This is a genomic window from Rhodococcus koreensis, from assembly GCF_900105905.1.
Classification (GTDB): Bacteria; Actinomycetota; Actinomycetes; order Mycobacteriales; family Mycobacteriaceae; genus Rhodococcus_F; species Rhodococcus_F koreensis.
The window spans coordinates 1-19,432 of record NZ_FNSV01000003.1 but is presented as its reverse complement, the minus strand read 5'-3'; the positions used below and the strand labels follow the sequence as shown (position 1 = coordinate 19,432).

Annotated in this window: 12 protein-coding genes and 9 pseudogenes; 4 read left to right on the top strand and 17 right to left on the bottom strand. The window is 66.5% G+C overall.

Annotation, left to right across the window (positions count from 1 at the left end; translation table 11 throughout):
- Together BLV94_RS02525 and BLV94_RS02520 are read right to left on the bottom strand one after the other, a co-directional pair.
- Nucleotides 1-360 carry a hypothetical protein gene (locus BLV94_RS02525; protein ID WP_072950588.1) on the bottom strand — a complete coding sequence of 120 codons (360 nt, stop codon included), beginning with the start codon at nucleotides 358-360 and terminating at the stop codon, nucleotides 1-3.
- A gap of 40 nt (nucleotides 361-400) precedes the next feature.
- Nucleotides 401-2,493: pseudogene (locus BLV94_RS02520) on the bottom strand (FtsK/SpoIIIE domain-containing protein).
- Between the two features lie 1,242 nt (nucleotides 2,494-3,735).
- Here BLV94_RS02520 and BLV94_RS02510 point away from each other — a divergent pair.
- Complete coding sequence (locus BLV94_RS02510; protein ID WP_072950583.1) at nucleotides 3,736-4,047, top strand: hypothetical protein; 312 nt, start codon at nucleotides 3,736-3,738, stop codon at nucleotides 4,045-4,047.
- 99 nt (nucleotides 4,048-4,146) lie between these two features.
- Here BLV94_RS02510 and BLV94_RS02505 read toward each other — a convergent pair.
- From BLV94_RS02505 to BLV94_RS50300, 3 genes and pseudogenes are all read right to left on the bottom strand, one after another.
- Nucleotides 4,147-4,551, bottom strand: a pseudogene (locus BLV94_RS02505) (transposase); the annotation flags it as partial.
- 136 nt (nucleotides 4,552-4,687) lie between these two features.
- Entirely contained in the window at nucleotides 4,688-4,813 is a 126-nt protein-coding gene (locus BLV94_RS51410) for a hypothetical protein (RefSeq protein WP_255315058.1), read from the bottom strand.
- A gap of 823 nt (nucleotides 4,814-5,636) precedes the next feature.
- Nucleotides 5,637-5,983, bottom strand: a pseudogene (locus tag BLV94_RS50300) (serine recombinase).
- A 320-nt stretch (nucleotides 5,984-6,303) separates the two neighbouring features.
- On the opposite strand from BLV94_RS50300, the gene BLV94_RS51405 reads away from it, so the two are divergent.
- A complete protein-coding gene (locus BLV94_RS51405) occupies nucleotides 6,304-6,426 on the top strand; it encodes a hypothetical protein (protein ID WP_255315057.1) in 123 nt (40 codons plus the stop codon).
- 743 nt (nucleotides 6,427-7,169) lie between these two features.
- A pseudogene (locus BLV94_RS50295) lies at nucleotides 7,170-7,350 on the top strand (IS6 family transposase); the annotation flags it as partial.
- A 98-nt stretch (nucleotides 7,351-7,448) separates the two neighbouring features.
- Here the strand turns inward: BLV94_RS50295 and BLV94_RS02485 are convergent.
- The 9 genes and pseudogenes from BLV94_RS02485 to BLV94_RS02440 form a co-directional block, all read right to left on the bottom strand.
- A pseudogene (locus BLV94_RS02485) lies at nucleotides 7,449-7,694 on the bottom strand (transposase); the annotation flags it as partial.
- 45 nt (nucleotides 7,695-7,739) lie between these two features.
- Nucleotides 7,740-8,222: pseudogene (locus BLV94_RS48355) on the bottom strand (tyrosine-type recombinase/integrase); the annotation flags it as partial.
- 143 nt (nucleotides 8,223-8,365) lie between these two features.
- Nucleotides 8,366-8,824 (bottom strand): hypothetical protein, encoded by a 459-nt coding sequence (locus BLV94_RS02470; protein ID WP_072948145.1) that lies wholly within the window; start codon nucleotides 8,822-8,824, stop codon nucleotides 8,366-8,368.
- On the bottom strand, nucleotides 8,821-11,016 hold the full coding sequence (locus BLV94_RS02465; protein ID WP_074933529.1) for a site-specific integrase: 2,196 nt from the start codon (nucleotides 11,014-11,016) through the stop codon (nucleotides 8,821-8,823). Before BLV94_RS02465 ends, BLV94_RS02470 begins: the two co-directional genes overlap by 4 nt.
- A complete protein-coding gene (locus tag BLV94_RS02460; RefSeq protein ID WP_074933526.1) occupies nucleotides 11,013-12,734 on the bottom strand; it encodes a hypothetical protein in 1,722 nt (573 codons plus the stop codon). The genes BLV94_RS02465 and BLV94_RS02460 overlap by 4 nt, the downstream gene beginning before the upstream one ends.
- Nucleotides 12,734-14,203 carry a tyrosine-type recombinase/integrase gene (locus tag BLV94_RS02455; protein WP_072951791.1) on the bottom strand — a complete coding sequence of 490 codons (1,470 nt, stop codon included), beginning with the start codon at nucleotides 14,201-14,203 and terminating at the stop codon, nucleotides 12,734-12,736. The genes BLV94_RS02460 and BLV94_RS02455 overlap by 1 nt, the downstream gene beginning before the upstream one ends.
- Nucleotides 14,204-14,307: 104 nt before the next feature.
- Nucleotides 14,308-15,281, bottom strand: a pseudogene (locus BLV94_RS02450) (tyrosine-type recombinase/integrase); the annotation flags it as partial.
- A gap of 6 nt (nucleotides 15,282-15,287) precedes the next feature.
- Nucleotides 15,288-16,349 carry a tyrosine-type recombinase/integrase gene (locus BLV94_RS02445; RefSeq protein ID WP_072951824.1) on the bottom strand — a complete coding sequence of 354 codons (1,062 nt, stop codon included), beginning with the start codon at nucleotides 16,347-16,349 and terminating at the stop codon, nucleotides 15,288-15,290.
- Nucleotides 16,350-16,466: 117 nt separating this feature from the next.
- Nucleotides 16,467-17,477 (bottom strand): annotated as a pseudogene (locus BLV94_RS02440) (IS256 family transposase); the annotation flags it as partial.
- Nucleotides 17,478-17,643: 166 nt separating this feature from the next.
- Between BLV94_RS02440 and BLV94_RS02435 the strand changes: the two are divergent.
- Nucleotides 17,644-17,730 (top strand): annotated as a pseudogene (locus tag BLV94_RS02435) (DDE-type integrase/transposase/recombinase); the annotation flags it as partial.
- A 99-nt stretch (nucleotides 17,731-17,829) separates the two neighbouring features.
- Here the strand turns inward: BLV94_RS02435 and BLV94_RS02430 are convergent.
- From BLV94_RS02430 to BLV94_RS50285, 3 genes are read right to left on the bottom strand one after another with little or no spacing between them, the layout of a single operon-like run.
- Nucleotides 17,830-18,624: a 2-keto-4-pentenoate hydratase gene (locus BLV94_RS02430; protein WP_072949894.1), complete on the bottom strand. Its 795-nt coding sequence runs from the start codon at nucleotides 18,622-18,624 to the stop codon at nucleotides 17,830-17,832.
- Nucleotides 18,621-18,872 carry a hypothetical protein gene (locus BLV94_RS50290; RefSeq protein ID WP_072949892.1) on the bottom strand — a complete coding sequence of 84 codons (252 nt, stop codon included), beginning with the start codon at nucleotides 18,870-18,872 and terminating at the stop codon, nucleotides 18,621-18,623. The genes BLV94_RS02430 and BLV94_RS50290 overlap by 4 nt, the downstream gene beginning before the upstream one ends.
- The gene (locus tag BLV94_RS50285; RefSeq protein WP_072949890.1) at nucleotides 18,869-19,189 is read right to left on the bottom strand and encodes a hypothetical protein; all 321 of its coding nucleotides are present in this window, start codon (nucleotides 19,187-19,189) and stop codon (nucleotides 18,869-18,871) included. The genes BLV94_RS50290 and BLV94_RS50285 overlap by 4 nt, the downstream gene beginning before the upstream one ends.
- Nucleotides 19,190-19,432: the final 243 nt, after the last annotated feature.

Below are 19,432 nucleotides of genomic sequence, written 5' to 3'. Positions count from 1 at the left end.
TCAGCCGACCCCGAAGGCGCCGGCGCCGGCACCGGCGCCGGCCAGTGCGGTGTCCATGTCGTCGACGACGGCCTCGGCCGTCTCCAGCTCGGCCAGGGCCGTGTCGCGGGCGCCGCCCTCGGGCAGCGCTTCGATGACGACGCGACGCTTGGACGAGGCATCCCGGATTTCCGCGAGCCGCTCGCGGGTCAGCTCCTGCTCCTCGCTGAGCTTGGCCAGCCACGCGGGGACCGAGTCCTTGAAGTAGTCCCGCAGCGCCTTGATCACGGGGTCGTTCGCACCCTTGGCGACGAACGGTCCGCGCAGCGCGGCGACATCCTCGGTGGTCGGGATGATCGACTGGGAAATGCGGCGGCTCATGGTGTTCCTTTTCGGTGGTGGCGGTTCGGGCAATGAGGGGTCACGTCGACGCGGCAACGAGGTCGGGTTCGGGGAGGACGACGCCGCCGGTGGCATCGAAGGTGATGCGGGTCTTCACGCGACCGGCGCCGACGGTCAGGACGGTCTCGACGACATCGCCCGTGGCGCCGCAGCGGACGTCGACCGAGTCGACGGTGACCGGGACGAGTTCGCCGTGGTCGTCGTCGACGAGGACGGTCTGGCCGGCCTCGACCGCGGAGGCCGGAATGACGTCCGAGAAGTCGTCACCGCCGGTGGGCGCGCCGTTAACAGTCGGCGACTCGGCGGACGTGTCCCCGTCGGTGGCGGTCGCGCCGATGACGATCGGCTCGGGAGCACGGCCGTGCCTGCGTGCCCGCGTGGCCAGAGCGCGCTCGGACTCGATGAACGAGGCCAGCTCCCGCGAGTAGCAGGTGAACTGCGGGGCCTCGGTGGGCAGGAGGCCGTCGATGATCGCCTGCTCGCGCTCGGCGAGCTGGTTCCACTTGTTGGGGTGGCGGTCGACGTTCGGGGTCCACCACATCTGCGCGTCGACGGGGTTGCCGTCGTCGCCGAGCGCGATGCCGCGGCCCTTGACGGAGGTGTCGACCTCGCGGCCGACAGTGGAATCGCCCCACATCATCAGCGCACCGTCCTGCGAGAGGTTGCCGAGGCTGATGCGGGTACCGAAGTTGTCCCGCGCGTTACCCGAGGCACCGCCGAACAAACTGGCGTCGGGGCGCTGCACCCCGAGCAACAACCGGATACCGGCCGACCGGGCGAGCACGGCGAGGTCGGCCCACGCCCCGAGCGGGTCGAGTTCCTTGAGCTGCGCCCGGGTCTCGTCGTCACCGGTCTTGGCCAGGCGCTGCCACTTGCCGGAGAGGATGAAGAACTCGTCGAGCACCGCGATCATCAGCGGCAGCTGCGCGCCCTCGATCTTCATCTGGTGGATGTAGGCGTTGCGGGCCATCATCTCGGTGTGCAGCGCGCGCACGAACATCGCCGCACGCAGCGCGTCGTAGATGATCGCGCCGCAACCGGGGTAGCCCTCCAGGCCGTCGAGTTCGATCATCTTCGGATCGACGCCGACGAACGGAACCCCACGGCGGGCGGCCTCGGTCAGCAGGGTGCGGATCACCGACGTCTTGCCACCACCGGTCGGGCCGACGATCAGGCAGTGCGGCTTGTTGGAGCTGGTGGAGACGTCCCAGTACATGATTCGGTCCGCGGCACCGGTCGCATACGGCAGGTGGCGCAGGTTCTCGTCGACCAATGCGAGCGGGTGGTCCACGCGCGAGGGCATCGCGGTGACCAGACGCATCACCAGGTAGCCCTGGTCGGGGTACCAGTCGGTGGTCCAGTTGCGGCCGGACTCGTGCTGCCCAGCCAGGGAGGCGAGGGCTTCCTCGACCTTGAGCTGGAAGCCCCTGGCGCCGGCGTTCATCGACACCCTCGGGTCGGTGAACATCGAGGCCGCATCGAGCGCGGACTGGAGTGTCCGCTGACGGGCAGAGCGGGTGTCCGGGGTGATCGACTCTCGGGTGATGACGATGCGGTCGCGGTGCGCCACGTGCCGCACCTTGGTCTCGCTCTGTGCGGTGGCGGGGAAGGCTGCCTCGATCGTGCGGGAGAGCTCCTCGAACTGCTTGGGCCGAATGACGGTGCCACGGTGCAATGTGATCCTCGCGCGGCGGATCACACGCCACCCGGGCGAGAACGAGACCACGATCTTCGTCGGCAGGTGCCCGGTACCCTGCCGGACCACCGATTCGAGCATCTGCGACCACCTGTGCGCGCGGTGGCGCAGGACGTCGACCATGACGAGCAGGGCCGCGGCGGCAACGAGCAGCACCCGATAGCCGTGCAGCTTCGCCAGCACCTCGGACGACCGTCTCGTTGCCGGCGGCCGCCGACACCACACACAGGGAGTACACGGCAACGCCCGCGGCGGCGACGGCGATCGGCGATCGGCGAGAGCGGGGTAAACCGGCGGATGCGCGTCGGCTGACCGTCCGCGCCGACCCGGCCGGCGCGACCGCCGCCGGAATCGCCGAAGACATCGCGCCACGTCGCGACCAACCAGTCCTCGAGTGGGTCGTGATTTCCGCTCACCGCCTGTGCCTTTCGATCGTTTCGAGCCTGAACGCCGTCCGGGGGCGTCGTTGAGCACAGTGACAGAAACCCGCGATTTTCCTCAACGGGGTGTCCCCCTCGTCTGGCGGACCCAGGCCGGGACGACGAACACCCCTCTCGTGCACGATCTGCAGGCCGGATTTCCCGAACCTTCACCGCGTTCGGCTGGCACCCTGACGGGCGCTCTGTTCACCGCCCGCGTGCACGGTGGTTGCATCGGGCCGTCGACCACTCTGACGGGCGCTCTGTTCACCGCCCGCGTGCACGGTGGTTGCATCGGGCCGTCGACCACTCTGACGGGCGCTCTGTCGAGCGCTGTGCGACCGCTCGGTCGAGCGCTCTACGGGGCGTGCACCGAGTGCTCTACGGGGCACTGTGAGGCGCTGTTTTCAGCGCTCGCGGCAGTGCTCTGTCGAGCGCTTCGCCGCGCGCCTCTGTGGGCGGTTCCGCATGCTCGATCGAGCGGTGTTGTGAGCGCTGCGGAACGCGTGGACACCCGTGGCGGTGAGTGCTCGCCGCGGCACTGCTTCGAGCACCGCGTATAGCGTTCTACATGGGCGCTTTCGAATAGCGTTGGCGCTGAGCGTAATTCTGGATTACACTCCCCCCAAGGAACGCCGGGGGGAGTGACCCCCGGAGGGGGTGGGCGTGGGAGCCGTATTTTCGGGCGGTCGAATCCACCGCCGAAATCCATAGCCGAATCCGGCGCCGGATTCACCGCGCATCCGAGCGCTTTCTCCACGCACCGGTTCACTGGGTGCTCGATCCGCTCGCTGCGGACCTGCCGCGACAGCCCGCCCGGGCGCAGTCTCCGACGCCGCCGTCTGCACCGCGTGCGCACACCGCCCGACCTCACGCCTGTAGAGCCCGTGTACGTACCTGGAACCCTTTGCGCTCCACAGCGCCTATACGCGAGCCGTATCCCCTACGCCCCATCGGGTTCTGATCGCCGCGCCGACACACGGGCCGCCCCGTCGTGCGAATCACCGCGGGAATCCCCTCACCCACCGCCTGGTTGCCGGCTGGCCCTTGAGGTTGTTCGAGCCCCGCTGCACGCCTGTCGCGGGAATCGACATTCCCGATGCCGCACAGCCCTGTTGGCCTGCGCCGATGACCCGATCCCGGCGCGGACACCCCGTTGAGATGAAAAGCGACATCGACTTACGGTCGTGCGCATCCACATTCAGATGCACCTACCGAACTCAGCGATGGAGTGTGCTCATGTCCCTCACGTCCGCAGTCGTCGACCTGTCGACCACCCCGCCCGGAAGCGTCGACGTGCTCGCCCAGAACACCGAAGTCTCCACGGGCGGGCTGCGCGCGTGGATCGGCGACAACATCATCTTCACGATCCTCGCCCTGATCGCATGCGTCGTCCTCCTCGGTGGCCTGCGCGGCAACCTGTCGAAGGTCTTCACCGTCGGCGGCCTGTCGCTCGTCGGTATCGCGTTCTTCTCCCTCGCGAGCAGTGAGAGCGCCGCGACCGGCATCGGCAACTGGATTCTCGGCCTGTTCGGGATCCGGGTGGTCTGACCGTGCCTGAACACCAATCGACGATCGACGGGAGCCGACCGTGATCGACAACGACGACCTGCTGCACCGGGTGGATCAGCACTACCTCGGACCGACCGGGTTCACTCCGGACAACCGTCGCTGCCGTTTGGGCACGATCTGCGGAGTGAACGAACCGTTGCGGTCACGCGGCACCTCAATGGCGACCTCACCACATGCATCGGTCAGCACCCGCTTGGTGCGCGATCCGTTGCGCGAGTTCCCGCTGCCACGACCCGCCGCGGCGTGCTTGTCGTACCCGAGATGTTCGGTCATCTCCTCATCGAGCGCCGCCTCGAGCACCGACTTCGTCAACGCTTTCAGCAGCCCATCCCGGCCGGTCAGTTCCACGCCCTCAGCGCGCGCCTGACGCACCAAATCGGCCACCAGCCGCTGCTCGCCGGCAGACAGCTCACGCACCGCCTCAGCGGCAACCACATCGTTGTTGCCGGACACGGCCGGCCCCGTCACCTGGGTGTTCTCCACACCCCTCAGTGTGTCGGTCATCGCAGTGATTCCTCCTGCCCCACGCCGGGGGCGATCAAGACCACTTACACCGAATCAGCGACAGACCCGCGGACCCCTTCTCGACCCCTGGCGAGCTCGACGCCGAGAACGTTGATCAGCCGTCGACGTGGAACTCGCGCCGACCGTGGTCGGCTGAACGGCGCAACGCGGCCTGGATAGCGGCGGTGCCACCGATTCCGCCGACGAGGACAAGGAGCAGTAGGGCTACATTGAGGTTCATGGGAAGGTCCTCCTCGGGGTGAGCCAAATGTGGCGGCCGGTGCGGATCATGATGTGGTGGGCTCAGTTCGCGTGCAGCCGGCATAGCCGGCAACGAGGGCGAAGGATGCGGTGTTGTCGTCCGCGACGACCGCGGCGGGTGGGGACTTGATCTCGACGTGCTGATCGACCCGGCACCGGTGAGGGTCGACGATGCCCTGTGGTCGGATGCCACACTCATGGTGGACGATTCCTGTCTTCGTCTGGAAACAATTGGTTGGCTCCGAGTGCACTCGGTGAGATCACAGACGGATATGCAGCCCACCCCACGAAAAGACCGCGAAGTCATCGCCGACCGTTACACCCTCACCAACGAACAACACGCCCGCCGCCGTACCACACGAGCGGCGACGGACCGTCAAACATCAAGTCGCTCCGCACACCATCGACCGATCCGTCCAGCACCCAGGCCACGACCGCCGGAGCACCTAGTCCCCCATTAGCACTTCAGCGAATCCTGTTATCAAACTTGCTTTTTGCTGACGCACCCCTGCCGGACATCGCCGGCATACTGGCCACGCCGTACCGAAACGCAAACCATGAAGAATCGACCGATGTGGCCGGAGCCGGACCTTCGCGCCGCAGGGTGCGCGTACACGGACTCTCACCTCGGGACCGCCACCGGACTGGGTGACGGCGTGGTGTGCCCCGACGACGGTGCACACCCCAACGGTTCCGTGCTCAGCCCGTGCTCACGTACTCATCGTGAAGTGCCAGCCGAGGCATTCTCTCATTCACTTCACTGCCGCCGTCGTCCACTTCACTGCCGCCGTCGTCGCGGATGCCTACCCAAGCGGAGTCGCCAGAAGCTGGCGCAACTTCGCTTGATGAGCGTCGATCCTGGACCTCAGCGGTTTGCCGACCTTGGCCACCCGACGTCCGGCGACAGTCAGCATCGGTCGTGGAATCCCGATCCCCATTACCGGCACGCCTGTCAGGTAGTTCTCCTTGAAGAGAATCATCGAGGCGTCGGACACTTCTCGTGGGTGAGCGCCGAGGCCACCCACCCGACTTCCGCTCCGATGGCATCCGCGTCCAGAATCGGGCTGCGATAGCCCTCCGTTGTCTTCGCAAGAAGCCAACGCAGAACAGCGTCACGAACCGCCCACTGACGATCGGTAGCTGCACTCACATTTCAGTCCTCCAGATAGATGCCAGTAACGCTGCCCTGCACCAAAGCCATCGGCAGGAAATAAACAAGCTCCGTGAAATTTACTGCGCGCCTTGCACCTCGGACGCTCTGACTGCCACTGCAGGACGACCGGGTGCACGCTACTGAGACGTAGAGCGTCTCCGATGGAGGCACAACCCGGTGACGTTGTTCCAACCGACCCCGTCGTCACGACCCGCCTGTACCTGATCCACCTCGTATCGGCCGCTGAACTGGACTTATTTCTTTTGTTGGGTATGGTCGAGGTCAGTTCGCGGTTGCCGATTCGGAAAGGACCGACAATGGCTGACAAGTCCGCCGTCAAGAGTTCGAAGCAGTCTGCACGTGCCCTCAAGGAGCGCCGGGCGGAGAAGCGAGAGAAGGCCCTCGAGTCGACCGAATTCATCCGAAAGCGTAAGAGCTGAAGTACAACTGACGTCAATACACCGAGCCACCTCTTCGTGCCTGAGGATTGATGATATCGCCCCGGGAATACGGCCAAGAAATCCTGACCCGGCCCACATCAGAAGTAGCGGCCACGGAAGTGACCGCATCGGCGTGGCGACATCACCGCTGCACTCTCTTCCGATTTTCTACAGGAGCGGACAAGACTCACGCGACCCTGACAAGTTCCATGGAAGCACGGCGTACGTGTTTCGGCTCGCCCTGCGTGTGACCACCTGATCGGGGGGCCAAACTTCCGGCCTCTGGCATGTCGTCCCGGCCTCTCCCGGCCGGGACGACATGTTTCCCAAAGAAGTCAGGCTGAGCGAGACAAGGGCAACTCACACAACATCCGGCGGGACATCAGAGCACACTAGATCAGCGGTAGCTGACCACTCGTCGTACCAACTTTCCTAATCACCCTCGACAATCCGCTCGGCCGTCGCCACTACCTCACGAAATCCGCTCCACCGTAGGCAATATGACTGACCGGCCGCAGGGCCTCGAACCTGATGTGTCAGTTCTGATCGCGTGTCTGTTCCGCAACCCAGGCGGCGACCTGTGTCCGGGAGGTGAAACCCAGCTTGGACAGGATGTGCTCCACATGTCCTTGCGCGGTGCGCGGTGGGCGGTGTCACGTTAACGGTAGTGGGGTCCGGCTGGCAGGATCGGCTTGGTGAGCACCGCAGCGCCGTCGTAGAAGCGTCACCGCTTCCCAGTCGACATTTTCCGGCGCTGCGTGTGGTTGCACTTCCGCTTCTGCCTCAGCTTCCGTGATGTGGAGGAGATGGTGCTCGAACGCGGTGTCGTGGTGTCCTACGAGACGATCCGGGCGCTGGTGCGCGAAGTTCGGGCAGGACTGGGCGAGCCGGCTGGGGCACCGCCGGGCACGACCGGGCGATAAATAGCACTTCGACGAGGTCTTTATGGACAGCGTCCCATGGGGTGGTGTACTTCGGATCGGTGAACCATCTGGTTCGTGATCAACGAGTCATTTTGTAGGTTATGCGGTTTCGAGTTCGGGTGTCAACGATTGCGGCGTCGTGTCGTCAGTCGAGGCGCGTTGTTTGGCGGCGATGATGACTTTGAGCTCGTCCATGCTGACGTCTGAGACGTAGCGGCGGGTGACCTGCCACTCGTCGTGCGCTTCGATCACCACCGCCGTCGCCAACCGGAGGAACGCTGCCGGGTTCGGGAAGATCTCGACGACATCGGCGCGGCGTTTGATCTCCTTGTTCAATCGTTCGATTAACCGGCCTTCGCGTGTGGGTCAACCTCAGGTTCGCGATTTGGGTCAGCGGTCGAGCCGGTGAAGGTGATCGGTCAGGGCGTCTGCAACGCGGTGGTGGCGAGCAGCTTCGTCGGGCCAGCCGCGGTCGCAGGCATCGGCTTCGAGTGCCTGGACGTCGGTGCGTTGCGCCTCGAGCGTGTCGCGGAATTCGGGTCCGGTGACGAAGTTGTCGCAGGTCTCGCAGATGTTGGCATAGGGACAGGCTCCGGCCGCCTCGTGCCGAGAACAGTAGCCATGGGCGAGGCGGGTTTTGAGCATCTCGCTGCCGAGCCAGCTGACGGTGTCGGGAACGATCGGTTTGCCGACCGGGGTGAGGGTGAACCGCCGCCGCATCTTGCCCATGGCCTGGTCGTAGGCGTCGCGCAGCGTCGGCGATGCGAGGGTGGCGTAGCGGAGAGTCATCTGAGGAGTGACGTGCCCGAGCAGCGCCATCAACGCCTGCAGGCTCATTCCGGCATTGGCGAGTTCGGTCGCCCAGGTATGCCTTGTGTCCGCAGAGGCCGTGTGCGGTCGGGTTCGTGTTGCGTTTGAAGTGGACGATTCCCGGCGCGGAGTTCGCGACGCTGGTGGCCGCGTGTGTAGCGATAAGACCTGTGTGTTTGTGACTGACATCACCGCTCGATTCTGCGTCAGCATGGCCCGATGATTTTCTGGCGTGTCGTCGGTAGCTGGGTGACGTTGGCGTTCGGGTCTGTGGCGGCGCGGAGGCGGAGGATTTCTTCGTGTTGTGCGGCCAGCCGTGCGAGTGCCCGGCTGCGGAAGTCGGTGAGCTCCTCGATGGTCGAATAGGCCTGATTCAGGCGGTCTTTGAGGTTGTCTATCTCTGTTTTCAGTCGTTCGATCTGCGCAGTCTTCGGGTCGGGGGTTTCGCCGTTGTTCTGTAGCTGCGCAAGCCGGTGTTCGAACTCGGCGCGTAGGTGCGCGTAGGGCCTGCTGCCGTAGAAGGCGGTGCGATCGACGCCGGCCGCCGCGGCGAGGGTCTTGATGTCGCAGCCTCCGCCGGGTGGGATCTCGCCGCGCAGCAGTCGGTCGATGGCGGCGCGAATGCGGTTCTCGTTCTGGGTGCGTTGGTCGGCACTGATTCTCATGGCAGGTCCCCGCTCGCGGTGGTTGTGGCCGTGTCGATATCGGCGATGACCCGGACGGCGCGGTCGTGGTCGGCTTGCAGGCGGGTGCGCTCGGTGGCGCGAGTCTTGCCGAGTTGGCCGAGGAAGATCTTGGTGCGTTCGGCGTGCTCGGCCCAGACGGAGCGATGGACATCGTGGTGGGTGGCCTGCGGGCAACGCGCCGAGTCACACATGCCGATCATCGGCCGCGTCGCGGTCGGGGTGCCGGCCAGCTTGAGGCAGAGGGCGCGGGACGGGTCGACGAACCAGCAGTAGTTCGCCGGGCCCAGGTGCAGGACCTTGGCTCGTTTGGACAGCAGGTTGAGGATGTCGCGATCGTTGCGCTGCACCTTCGGTGCCGCAGCCGATTCCGCGTTCACGTCGGCGTCGACAGTGGCGAAGAACTCGGTGAGGTTTCGGGCGCCGGGGCCGGAGGGCAGGATGCCGTTGCGGTAGTTGTGGAACTCGGCCAGTATCAGCTGAAGGTTGCGGTCGGCTTCATGCTTGTTGACCTCGGCCAGTAACTCGGCTTGAGCGCCACCCGGCCGGGCCGCATAGCCTTCGGTTGTTGCGGTTGCGATATGCTTGAGCTGCAGTTTTGCTGCGAGAACCCCGCCGGGGCGATAGGCCAATTCCAGCGCGATCGTTCTTCTGAGCATCCGCAGTGAGACCGGTCCCTCGGGAATTGGGGCCAGGCCCAGGCGTTCTCCTGCCGAAGAGTTGACCCAGTTGCGGAACCAGATGTAACGGACCCGGAAGCTGAACCGGGACAACAGAAGAGCATCATCGCGTGGATCGTCGTGCAGTTGTTCGATGAGTTCGACAGCTCGGTGGACCGGTTCGATGACGACCCATTCGTCGTCGGTGCCGCCGAGCGGCTGGCCTTTGACGATCTTGCTGGCGATGCGGTAGCGCATGAGCCCGGGTATGGGTTCCTCGATCGGGCGGCGGCAGCCAACACGTAGTTCCATCAACTCGCTGCTGCGCATCCCTGATGATGCCGAGAGCACGATGATCGCGGCTGTTCGGACGATCCCGACCACGGCGACGGCCTGCGATCGGTGCAGCGGCAGGCTCCAGGGCCGTGTCGCGCCGTCGGCGGTCGGCGCCTGTTCGGCGTCGCGAGCGAATACCTTCTCGACCCCGACCGCGGCGACTGCGTTGGTGAGCGGTCCGCGCAGTCGCGGCAACCAACGGGAGTCGATATTGCGGCGTCCGGCCTGCCTGGCGAGAATCCCGGTGGCGACGGGCAGCAGTAGGTCGTCGGCTGACCATCCGGCGGCCAGCCGTTTGGTGATCTCATGGTCTTCGTGTCGGGGCAGCGGCGTCCCTGTCCTGGTGTAGTCGGCCAACACGGTCACGATGTCGTCGACCGCAGAGGTGGTGGTTTGACGCCGCTGTCCGATCCTGACCGAATGGACGCGGTCGTGTTCGCGGACCTGCTGGTTCAATGCGACCGCGTGCGGGCCGAGGACCTGCATCAGGTGCAGCGCCGCCGCGAGCATCGGCTGCAGGATCTCGTCGGGAACGGCGGGCGTGGTGTTTCCGTCACGGCCGGAACGCATTTCGGCGACGGCGGAAGCCGATGCGCCGCCCCAGGGGCGAAGATCGGCGCGGACGCGGTCGGCGGTGAACAGGTCTCGGTGGTTGACCAGGTCGACGATGATCTGCGCCGCAGCGCGTCGAACCGCGGGGCTCTGTTCACCGACAACATTGCCGTCCTCGTCGAGGATGTAGCGCCGGAATGCCAGGTAGGCCTCGCAGGTGTGGGTGTCGATTTCGGCCAGCGTGGTGACGTGTCGCCGGTCGAGCCAGCGGAACAGTCGCGTCAGCTCGCCCAGCCGTCCGATGCAGCTGCGCAGATGCAGCGGTGTGCGGTATGCCCTGGGCAATTCGGCGACGGCGGGATGCCGCGGGGCGAGGGCGGCGATGATCAGCTCCTTGGCGACCATGCGCCATCGCGGGTCGCCGATCACGGCGAAGTCGAAGCGGCGGTTCGCCAACGGGATGTTGACTGCCAACCCGACGACCTCGGTGAAGTCCCATAAGTCGTCGTCGAACAGGGGGCGGCGAACGTCGTCGGGCAGTGTCAGACCCGCCTGCAGACAGACATCGGCGCCGGTGAAGACTGATGTCCGGTGTTCGCGGGCGCTGTTGGTGGCGAAGGTCGTCATGCGGTGCGTTCCTCTGGGCGAAGGGGGATTTCGTCGTCGGTGTCGGTGACCCGGGAAGCCGCGGCCGTGAGTTCGGCGGGGTCGAACCGGCCCAGGATCTGATCGATCCGAGTCGCGTAAGGCCCGAACACCGCCATGAACTGCGCGGCGGGCAGCTGCTGCCATTGGCGGGAGAAGAACGCCTTGAGCCGCAGCAGGTTCACCGCGTGCCGCGGCGCGAACACCGCCAGCGGGCAGAGCAGGCAGACCCACGGCCTGGCCGGACACGGCTTGCCGACCGGACCGTGCAGGCCGGCCAGCTGATCACCGCATGCTGCGGTGAACACATCGCGCGCGCCGCCGACCAAATCGGCGATCGCGTGGTCGTCGAGATTCATCGCCGCCATCAGTTGCGGGTAGCCGTCGGCCAGCGCGGCGGCGTCCTCCTCGGCGATCACGGTGGGCGGCTGCGCGCGGCGCAACAGATCGTGCTGGGCATCCTCGATGACCGCCTCGACCGCGTGCCGTTGGCCCGGGGTCGTCACCGACAGGTAGTGGTCGCCTTCGACAGCGGGCGTGTGATTGGGGTCGATCGTGGCGCGGGCGTTGCCTGTCCAGGTCTTCCTCTCGCGCATCGCATGGTGAGTGGTGCGGATGCGTGCTCGATGGATCTTCAACGGCCGACCGTCGGCCCCGAGCACGCCGTGGCGGTTCACCCATCGCTGGATGCTGACCCGATTGATCTCGCGGATCAGGACGGGTTTGCCCACGTAACTCAGGCCCAACCACAGCCGGTCGCGGTCGCTTGGTGCGACCAGGCTGCGCAGCAGCGACGAGTGCGTCAGCCACTGCTCGAGCAGACGCACCGCCGGACGCGGCAGGTTCAGGGTCTCCGCCGCGGTGCGGCGTTTGACGTAGGACAGCAGAATGGTCGAGTCCCCGGCCCATTCGATGTCGTCGATCCCCAGGTCGGCGATGCCGTCGGGGACGATGCCGGAGTAGACGCCGAACAGCAGGCGGTAGGCGATGACGGCGTCCAGGTGCGGGAACACCGCCCTCAGGGCGTCATAGAACGCTGGTGGTCGGCGATTGTGGAACACGCTGTGCGTCACGCCGATCGTGTGGGCGAACACGGGAGTGCTGACCGGGCCGAGCCGTGCCAGCAGCCAGCAGAAGTTCTCCCATGTCCATCCGTGCTGGGTGGGATGACGGCCCTGCCCGATCGCGGCCAGTGCGCGGCGGTGCGTCGCATACGACTCCTCGACGACCGTGCGGCATGCGGTGATCAGACCCTGCCATTCGACTTCGGGATAGGGCGGCAGGGGTCGACGGTTGGGCTGGATATTGAAGTGTCGGCCCGCCGCCAGCTCCAGCACCCCGTCGCCGAGGCCGCCGCCGGATCGGGCATATCCCTCCACCATGGCGCGGGTGTATGCCTCCAACCGTCTGGGTCCCGCCATCCAGAACTGCGCAAGCTGTCCGCGGCGCAGCCCACTCGCGCCGCCGGTGAAACCCTGCTCGGCGAGCGCGCGAACCATTGCTCGGAGTGCACCCGCGTAGGCATCGACCGTTCCGGCCGAGTTCGCGCTGCCGTGCGGATGAATCAGCTCCAGGAGCCCGACTGCCAGATCACGCGCCAACCGAGGGTTCGGCAACCCCGCCAGGTCGAACTCCGCCCGGCTGCCGTCGCTGAACACACAGCTCAAGCCAAGCGGTTCGTCGGTCACTCTCGTCGGCATCACAGATCCCCGTCGGTGTCATGGTCGAATTCGGCGTCGGCTTCCCACTGGGCTGCGGTAGCATCGATGAGTCCGGCTGCCGCGCCCTCGGTTTCGTAGGCCTGCCGGTAAATCCGTGTGGTATCAAGACGCTTCAGGTATTTCTCGGTGGTCAACACGGTCGAATGCCCGAGCAAATCTCGCAGCACCAGCAGCGGATCGGCCTTGGTCAGGTAAAAGATCAGCGCCGCGTCGGCATCGGTGTGGCGCACCAGCTTCGCTGCCTGCCGGTAGTAGCCGGTCACCAGATATTCCAAAGTCTGCATCGAGAAGCAGTGACGAAGCCGGTGCGGGTGAACGTGCGGGAACCGCGGCTCGAACCGGGCCCGGATCCGGTCGGCGGTGCGCTCGAACACCGTCGCCCACGCCGTGAACGGTCCACCGTCGGCCTTGACCGCCAGCAGGCACGACCCGCCCTCCGGTGCCACGAGCCGCCGCCGCTCCGGCGGGGTCAATGACTCCCACGACCGGCGGATGCCGTTGATCCGGCCGCCGCGGGCGTCCGGTTCGCTCACGTGCATCGGCTCGCCCCACCGTCGTGGTGGCCGCCAGCTCGATTCGACGGTGACGGCTGCGCGATCGAGCTGCAGGTAGTCGTGCAGCCCGGCCAGGGCGTCGTAGGAGATCCAGGTGGTGCGGAACTTGCGGCCCTTGGTGATTCCCGCCGGCACCGGAAATGGGATCGGGATCGCCGTCCGCGCCGGCGGCAGTGCCGGGATCTCCCACGGCAGCAAATGCGTGAACTCGCCCAACCGCAACCCGGTCGCCAGCGCGAGATCACCGATCGCGGCGTTGCGGGTCATCTCCCGGCCCGCGAACCCGGTGTCGCGGTTGCCGTCCGGCGCCAGCCCCCGCAACCCTTTCCGGAACAGGTCGGTGAAGTCCGGCTCCAGATACTTGATGGTCACATGCGGTTTCGGGGTGCGGCGCACCGCCAGATTCACCCGCACCTCCCGGCCGGTCCCGGCGAAGACCGCCCGCGCCGACCGGTAGGTGAACGGTTCGGCAGACGCGAACCCTTCCTCCATCGCCCACCGGTAGAACAGCGACAGGATGCTCATGTGCTGGCCCCATGTGGTCGCCGCGAACCGCGACCGCGCCGGCCCCGCTGCGCGGTGCTCCGCATAGCGACTCAGCCCAGCTTTCAACCGTTCCCGGGTATCGAACAACCCCACGCCGTGTTCGGCGAGGAACTCCGCCCATTCCTTGACCGCCCGCGCGTAGTTCTCCCACGAACTCGGCGCCGGAGCCCCGCTGGCCGGAAGCTCCCGCAGCCACCGGTTCACCACGGACGCCTGCCGCGGCGCGGCCGGGCCGTCCTCGAACAACAGATCGTCATCGATGAGGAACGCCATCCCCTCCGGGATCACGGGACGATGCTCAAGGTCCCAGGACCGCCAGTCCAGCGACGAGAAGTAGCTCAAGATCATGGGCGCTGACAGTAGAAACACCACACGGCTCGGCGCAACAACCAAACCCCCAGGTCGCCCTCACCTTCGGGTCTAATGCAACACGGGAACTAAGCAGAGACAATATGCCGCAGCTGATGCGGTGTCACCACCAACGGTGCGCCGCCGGCGCCGCGCAGCCCGGACTGCTCGACGGCGGCGAGCAGCCCATTGCGCAGCCGGGTCTGGCCGAGGCGGCGGCCGTGCGCGACGAACAGGAAATCGGTCAAAGCTCCGGTCCGCGGATGCGGCAGCGGCCGGCAGACGCCGCGCCCGCCGCTCCACTCGTCCAACGCCGCGACCGTGGCCGCCGACAGCGGCACCATGCGCTCGGTCGCGAGTTTGCCCAGCGGCACCTTCAGCCAGGTCCCGGCCGGGCCGTAGTCGACGACGCTGCCGAGCTCGAGGTCGAGCAGTTCCCCGACCCGCAACCCCGCACCGCGGAGCACCGTCAACCCGATGCGAGCGAACGGATCCTCCAACCCGGCAACAGCGTTCATCACCACGCCGTCGACGTCGGGTGCCAGTGCGCGGGGCAAGGGTTGGTCGAGTTTGGGGACGTCGGCGGCGAAGACCAGCCGGCGCGGCGGTGCCTGCTCCCAGCCCCATGCGGTGATGTCGTCGAGCAGGTTGCGCAGGCTCAGCACCGTCGATTGGATCACCGCCATCGAGATGGTGCGTCCGGCGCCGGCGGCGGCGCGTTGCCCGCGCCAGGTGCGGGTGCGGTTCCAGACGAGGAAGCCCTCGATGTGACTGCGGTCGAGACCGTCGAGGGAGGTGACCTCGGGGTGGTGTGTGGTGAGATAGTCTGCGAATGGCAGCAGGTCGTTGATCAGTGATTCGACGGACTTCGGGCGAAGCACGCGGCCCGGACGGTGACATAGCGCAATAGCGTCTCGCGGATCGCGTCGGCCATCGGAACGTCGGCGAACCGTTGGCCATAGCTGCGGGCCCAGACGCGGCGCCGTGGTGGTGTGTCGACGATGCGGGCCTCGAACAGCACCTGCCGCAGACCCGCGATCCGATTGCGGTAGGCCCGGCGCGACGACGGTGGAATAGCCGGTGGTCATCGCCGTTCCCCGGCGAGACTGGCCCGGGCGGCGCCGTATTCGGCGGCGAGCTGCTCGATCGACAGGTGCACGTACTCGGCGGTGGTCTCCGGGGACGCGTGCCCCATCAACTCCCGCAGTACCATCAGATCGATTCCCGCGGAGGCGAGTTCGGTGCCGTAGGTGTGTCGCAGCCGGTGTGGACGCACCCGACCCGCGCCGGACAGCTCTCGGTGCCGCCGAAACAACGACCGCAGCCCGGCCTCGGTCACCGGCGCCCCCAGCGTGGGGCCGCGCAGCACCACAAAACATTCCGGTGTCGCCAACCCCGGTGGCCGCTCGAGGCGCAGATAGGCCGACAGTTCGGTGAAGAACACCGCATCGACCGGCACCACCCGCTCCTTCGAACCCTTGCCGAGCACCCGCAGCCGACGTCGACCGAAGTCGACCTCCGCCAGCCGCAGCGACCGCACCTCGGCGCTGCGCAGACCGCCGAGCAGCATCGCCCACACCATCGCCCGGTCCCGATGGGTGCGCAGCGACGAGACGAACACGTCCACCGCGTCGGCGTCGAGGGACTCGGGCAGCAACCGCGGCTGGCGCACCAGCCGGCCTCCGGCCCGGGGCCGGCCGGGCCCGAGATGCCCGAGCAAACCCCGCCCCGACGGACGTAACCCCTGCCCGCGCCGGGGTGAGGGCACCGGATTGTCGGCGCGCACCCCGGTCATCACCAGGTACTCGAACAATGCCCGCACCGCCGCGACCCGCCGGTTGATCGTCGACGCCGCCGTCGTCCGCTGCCGGCCGTTCCTCGGTGCTGCACCGGGTCGGGGATCACGGCGCACGCCCTGCCAGTCGATCCACTCGAACACGGTCACCGGCGTCACCGCCGCCAATCCGACATCGCGGTCGATCAGGAACCGCGCCAGATTCAGCATATCGAACGCATACGCCCGCACCGTCGCCACGCTGAACGCCCGCCCGGCCAGATGCTTGAGGAACGCGTTCGCCGCCGCGCAACCCTCCCACTCGCCGTCGACCACATAACCGTCGCCCGCCGTCTGCACCCGAACGGCCATCGTCTGCTCCTCTCGTGAATCGAGCCGCCACCGTCAGCATGCGCCCCATCCGGGCGGCGGCCCCGGACCTCACGCCGCGGACAGAATCGTGTCGCCCGAGAGCCGGTTAACCGATCTCGGGTTGTTCGACCAGATCTTCTGCCAGTGCGCTTTCGGGAACGCCCGGAACGCGAGCACGTCGTGCTTGGCGTCGCGCATCATCGACGCGACCTTCGGAAAGGACTTCGCCAACGTGTCCGCGACCTGATCCCATTGCGCGGCCACAGCCTCGGGATCGGTGTGAGCGAAGATCGTCTTGATCGCCGCCATCACCGGCGGCACCTGCTTCGACGTCACCGCAGACCCGACGTTGCGCATGAAATGCACCCGGCACCGCTGCCACGACGCTCCGGTGAACTGCTGCGCCACAGCAGCTTTCAACCCGGAATGCGCATCGGAGATCACCAGATGCACCCCCGACAACCCCCGTGCCTTCAACCCGACGAGGAACTCGCGCCAGAAATCGAACGACTCACTGTCGCCCACCGCGGTCCCCAACACTTCCCGGGTCCCGTCGATCGACACACCGGTCGCCACGACGAGGGCATGAGAGACCACATGAGCGCCGATCCGCACCTTGCAGTAGGTCGCGTCGAGGAAGATGTACGGAAAGGTCGTATGCGTCAATGTGCGGTCCCGGAACCGGGCGATCTCGGTGTCCAGTCCGGCGCAGATCCGTGAGACCTGCGACTTGGAGATTCCCGATTCGACTCCGAGTGCGGTGACGAGATCGTCGACGTTGCGGGTCGAGACGCCGTGGACGTAGGCCTCCATGATCACCGCGTACAACGCCTGATCGATCCGCCGGCGGCGTTCGAGCAGGCTGGGGAAGAACGAGCCGGACCGCAGTTTCGGGATCTGCACTTCGACGTCTCCGCTGGTGGTGGCGACGGTCTTGGATCGGGTGCCGTTGCGATAGTTGGTGCGCTCAGCGGTGCGCTCGTAGCGGCCGGCGCCGAGGGCTTCGGTGGCTTCGGCGTCGATCAATGCTTGCAGTCCGGTTCGGATCAGTTCGGCGAACACGCTCGCCGGGTCGGCGCCCCTGAGTGCATCGAGCTGGGTGATCAGGGCAGAATGGTCGTGGGTCATCGCGTGGTCCTTTGGTCGAGTCACTTTGGTCGGTAACTCGTTCATCACTACGCGATGGCCCACCCACACACTCGGAGCGACACGCCCGAGCTGCGGCTACGCTGCCCCACCGAATTCACACCACGCCGTGGGACTTACCCTCTTTATGAGGATCGATGGCGAAGAACGCTACTTGTGGCGGGCGGTCGACCAGCACGGCAATGTGCTCGACATGCTGGTGCAGTCCCGCCGCAATGCCAAGGCGGCCAAGCGTTGCCACTCAAGTTCATGGCGGAATAGCGCCCCGGCCACAGATCGCAAGGGGTCTCTTGCAGTATGCGACGAGGCGTTTCGCATCGCTCCATCGCTGTCATCACTCGCCAGCGACTGCGACGGACCCTAAGTGGGTGAATTCGGCGACGATCTGCTTGCCGGGTTCGACGAAGACGGCGTCGGTCATGCCGCCGGTCAGCACGATCCAGCCGGCTTCGAGTGCGAGCCCGCGATCGGCCAGGGCGTTCGCGGCGAGCGCGAGAGCTTCGGCCGGATGGCCCTGCACTGCGGCGCCCGTCGCCGAGTCCACGACCGTGCCGTCCACTGACAGCACGCAGGCCTCGAGTGCGAGGTCGAGGTCGCGCGGGTCCCGTTCGACGCCACCGATGACGAAGCGGGACGATGACGCGTTGTCGGCGAGAACATCGGGCAGGGTGAACTTGAAGTCGGTGAAGCGACTGTCGATCACCTCGATGCCCGCGTAGACGGAACGGACGGCCGCCATCGCGGTGGCGGCGGTGACCCCGGGACCTTCGAGACGTTCGCCGAGTACGAAGACGATCTCGGGTTCCACCCGCGGATGAATCAGCTCGCCGGTAGGGATCGGGACGCCGGCCTCGAGCACCATGCCGTCGGTCAGCCACGCGGTGAGAGGCGACGTGATGCCCATCCGCTGCTGCTTCGCACGGGAGGTGAGCCCCAGTTTCACGCCGATGATCTTCTCGCCCTGTGTCACCTTGCGGGCGATCAGCGCGGCCTGCACCTGGTAGGCGGTGTCCACGTCGAGTTCGGGCCAGTCGTCGCTGATGGGGTGGCGGTCGGTTCTGGTCTCCTCGGCGCGGAGGAGGACCTCGGCGGCGGTGTCGACGTTCCACGCGGTGGTGTCGGTGCTCATACGGTGAATGCTTCCTTCTGGTTGGCGCGTTGTCCGGCGAGTTCGATCGCGACGTCGATGATCATGTCTTCCTGCCCGCCGGCGTAGCCGGCTTCGCCGACGCGGGCGAGGATCTCGTGGGCGGGGACGCCGTAACGTCCCGCGGCTCGTTCGGCGTGGAAGAGGAACGAGTTGCACATCCCGCACTTGCCCTGAATGATCGAATTCCGATCCGCCACGGGCAGTCTGGGGGTGAACGGCTTCGTCACTTTCGCGGCGACGCGAGGACGGCGTCGGTGTCCACCCTGGTTGCTACACCGAGGCGTTCGAATGCGCCGGCGAGGATCTCCGTGGGCGAGTGTCCTGCGACTGCACCCAGAGCGCACGAGGTGCCATCGATCTGCCGGGCGCCCGCCTTCACTCCGGCGATGGAGTTCGCGACACCGAGCGACAGATTTGGTGCGCCTGCACCCCGACCTGCGCGTCGGAGTGAGTTCGGCCACGAGGACGGCGACGCGGTCGGCCACTCCGTCGGGCAGCAACGCGCCGGCGGAGTCCACGACGTAGACGCACCGGCATCGTCCATGATCCGGGCCTGTCTCACGAGGTTCGCCGACTCGGTGGTGTGTTGGAGTTTGACGAGGAGGTCGGCCGATGTTGCCCGGGACCGACGATCGCTGCTGTAGCCACTACTTCTCCTTCGATTCCGCGAAATCGGCGGTCACGCTGCCGAGTCCGGCGAACGTTGCGGTCACGGAGTCACCGCCGGCGACCGGGCGGCCGCGGTCACCGATCCCCGCATGATCACCGACCCGGCCTCCAGGGTGAT

Bases quoted from the DNA above. Each gene is read 5' to 3' on its own strand.
- BLV94_RS02525 (WP_072950588.1), bottom strand. From the start codon at position 360: ATGAGCCGCCGCATTTCCCAGTCGATCATCCCGACCACCGAGGATGTC.
- BLV94_RS02510 (WP_072950583.1), top strand. From the start codon at position 3,736: ATGTCCCTCACGTCCGCAGTCGTCGACCTGTCGACCACCCCGCCCGGA.
- BLV94_RS51410 (WP_255315058.1), bottom strand. From the start codon at position 4,813: ATGAACCTCAATGTAGCCCTACTGCTCCTTGTCCTCGTCGGCGGAATC.
- BLV94_RS51405 (WP_255315057.1), top strand. From the start codon at position 6,304: ATGGCTGACAAGTCCGCCGTCAAGAGTTCGAAGCAGTCTGCACGTGCC.
- BLV94_RS02470 (WP_072948145.1), bottom strand. From the start codon at position 8,824: ATGAGAATCAGTGCCGACCAACGCACCCAGAACGAGAACCGCATTCGC.
- BLV94_RS02465 (WP_074933529.1), bottom strand. From the start codon at position 11,016: ATGACGACCTTCGCCACCAACAGCGCCCGCGAACACCGGACATCAGTC.
- BLV94_RS02460 (WP_074933526.1), bottom strand. From the start codon at position 12,734: ATGCCGACGAGAGTGACCGACGAACCGCTTGGCTTGAGCTGTGTGTTC.
- BLV94_RS02455 (WP_072951791.1), bottom strand. From the start codon at position 14,203: ATGATCTTGAGCTACTTCTCGTCGCTGGACTGGCGGTCCTGGGACCTT.
- BLV94_RS02445 (WP_072951824.1), bottom strand. From the start codon at position 16,349: ATGGCCGTTCGGGTGCAGACGGCGGGCGACGGTTATGTGGTCGACGGC.
- BLV94_RS02430 (WP_072949894.1), bottom strand. From the start codon at position 18,624: ATGAGCACCGACACCACCGCGTGGAACGTCGACACCGCCGCCGAGGTC.
- BLV94_RS50285 (WP_072949890.1), bottom strand. From the start codon at position 19,189: ATGGACGATGCCGGTGCGTCTACGTCGTGGACTCCGCCGGCGCGTTGC.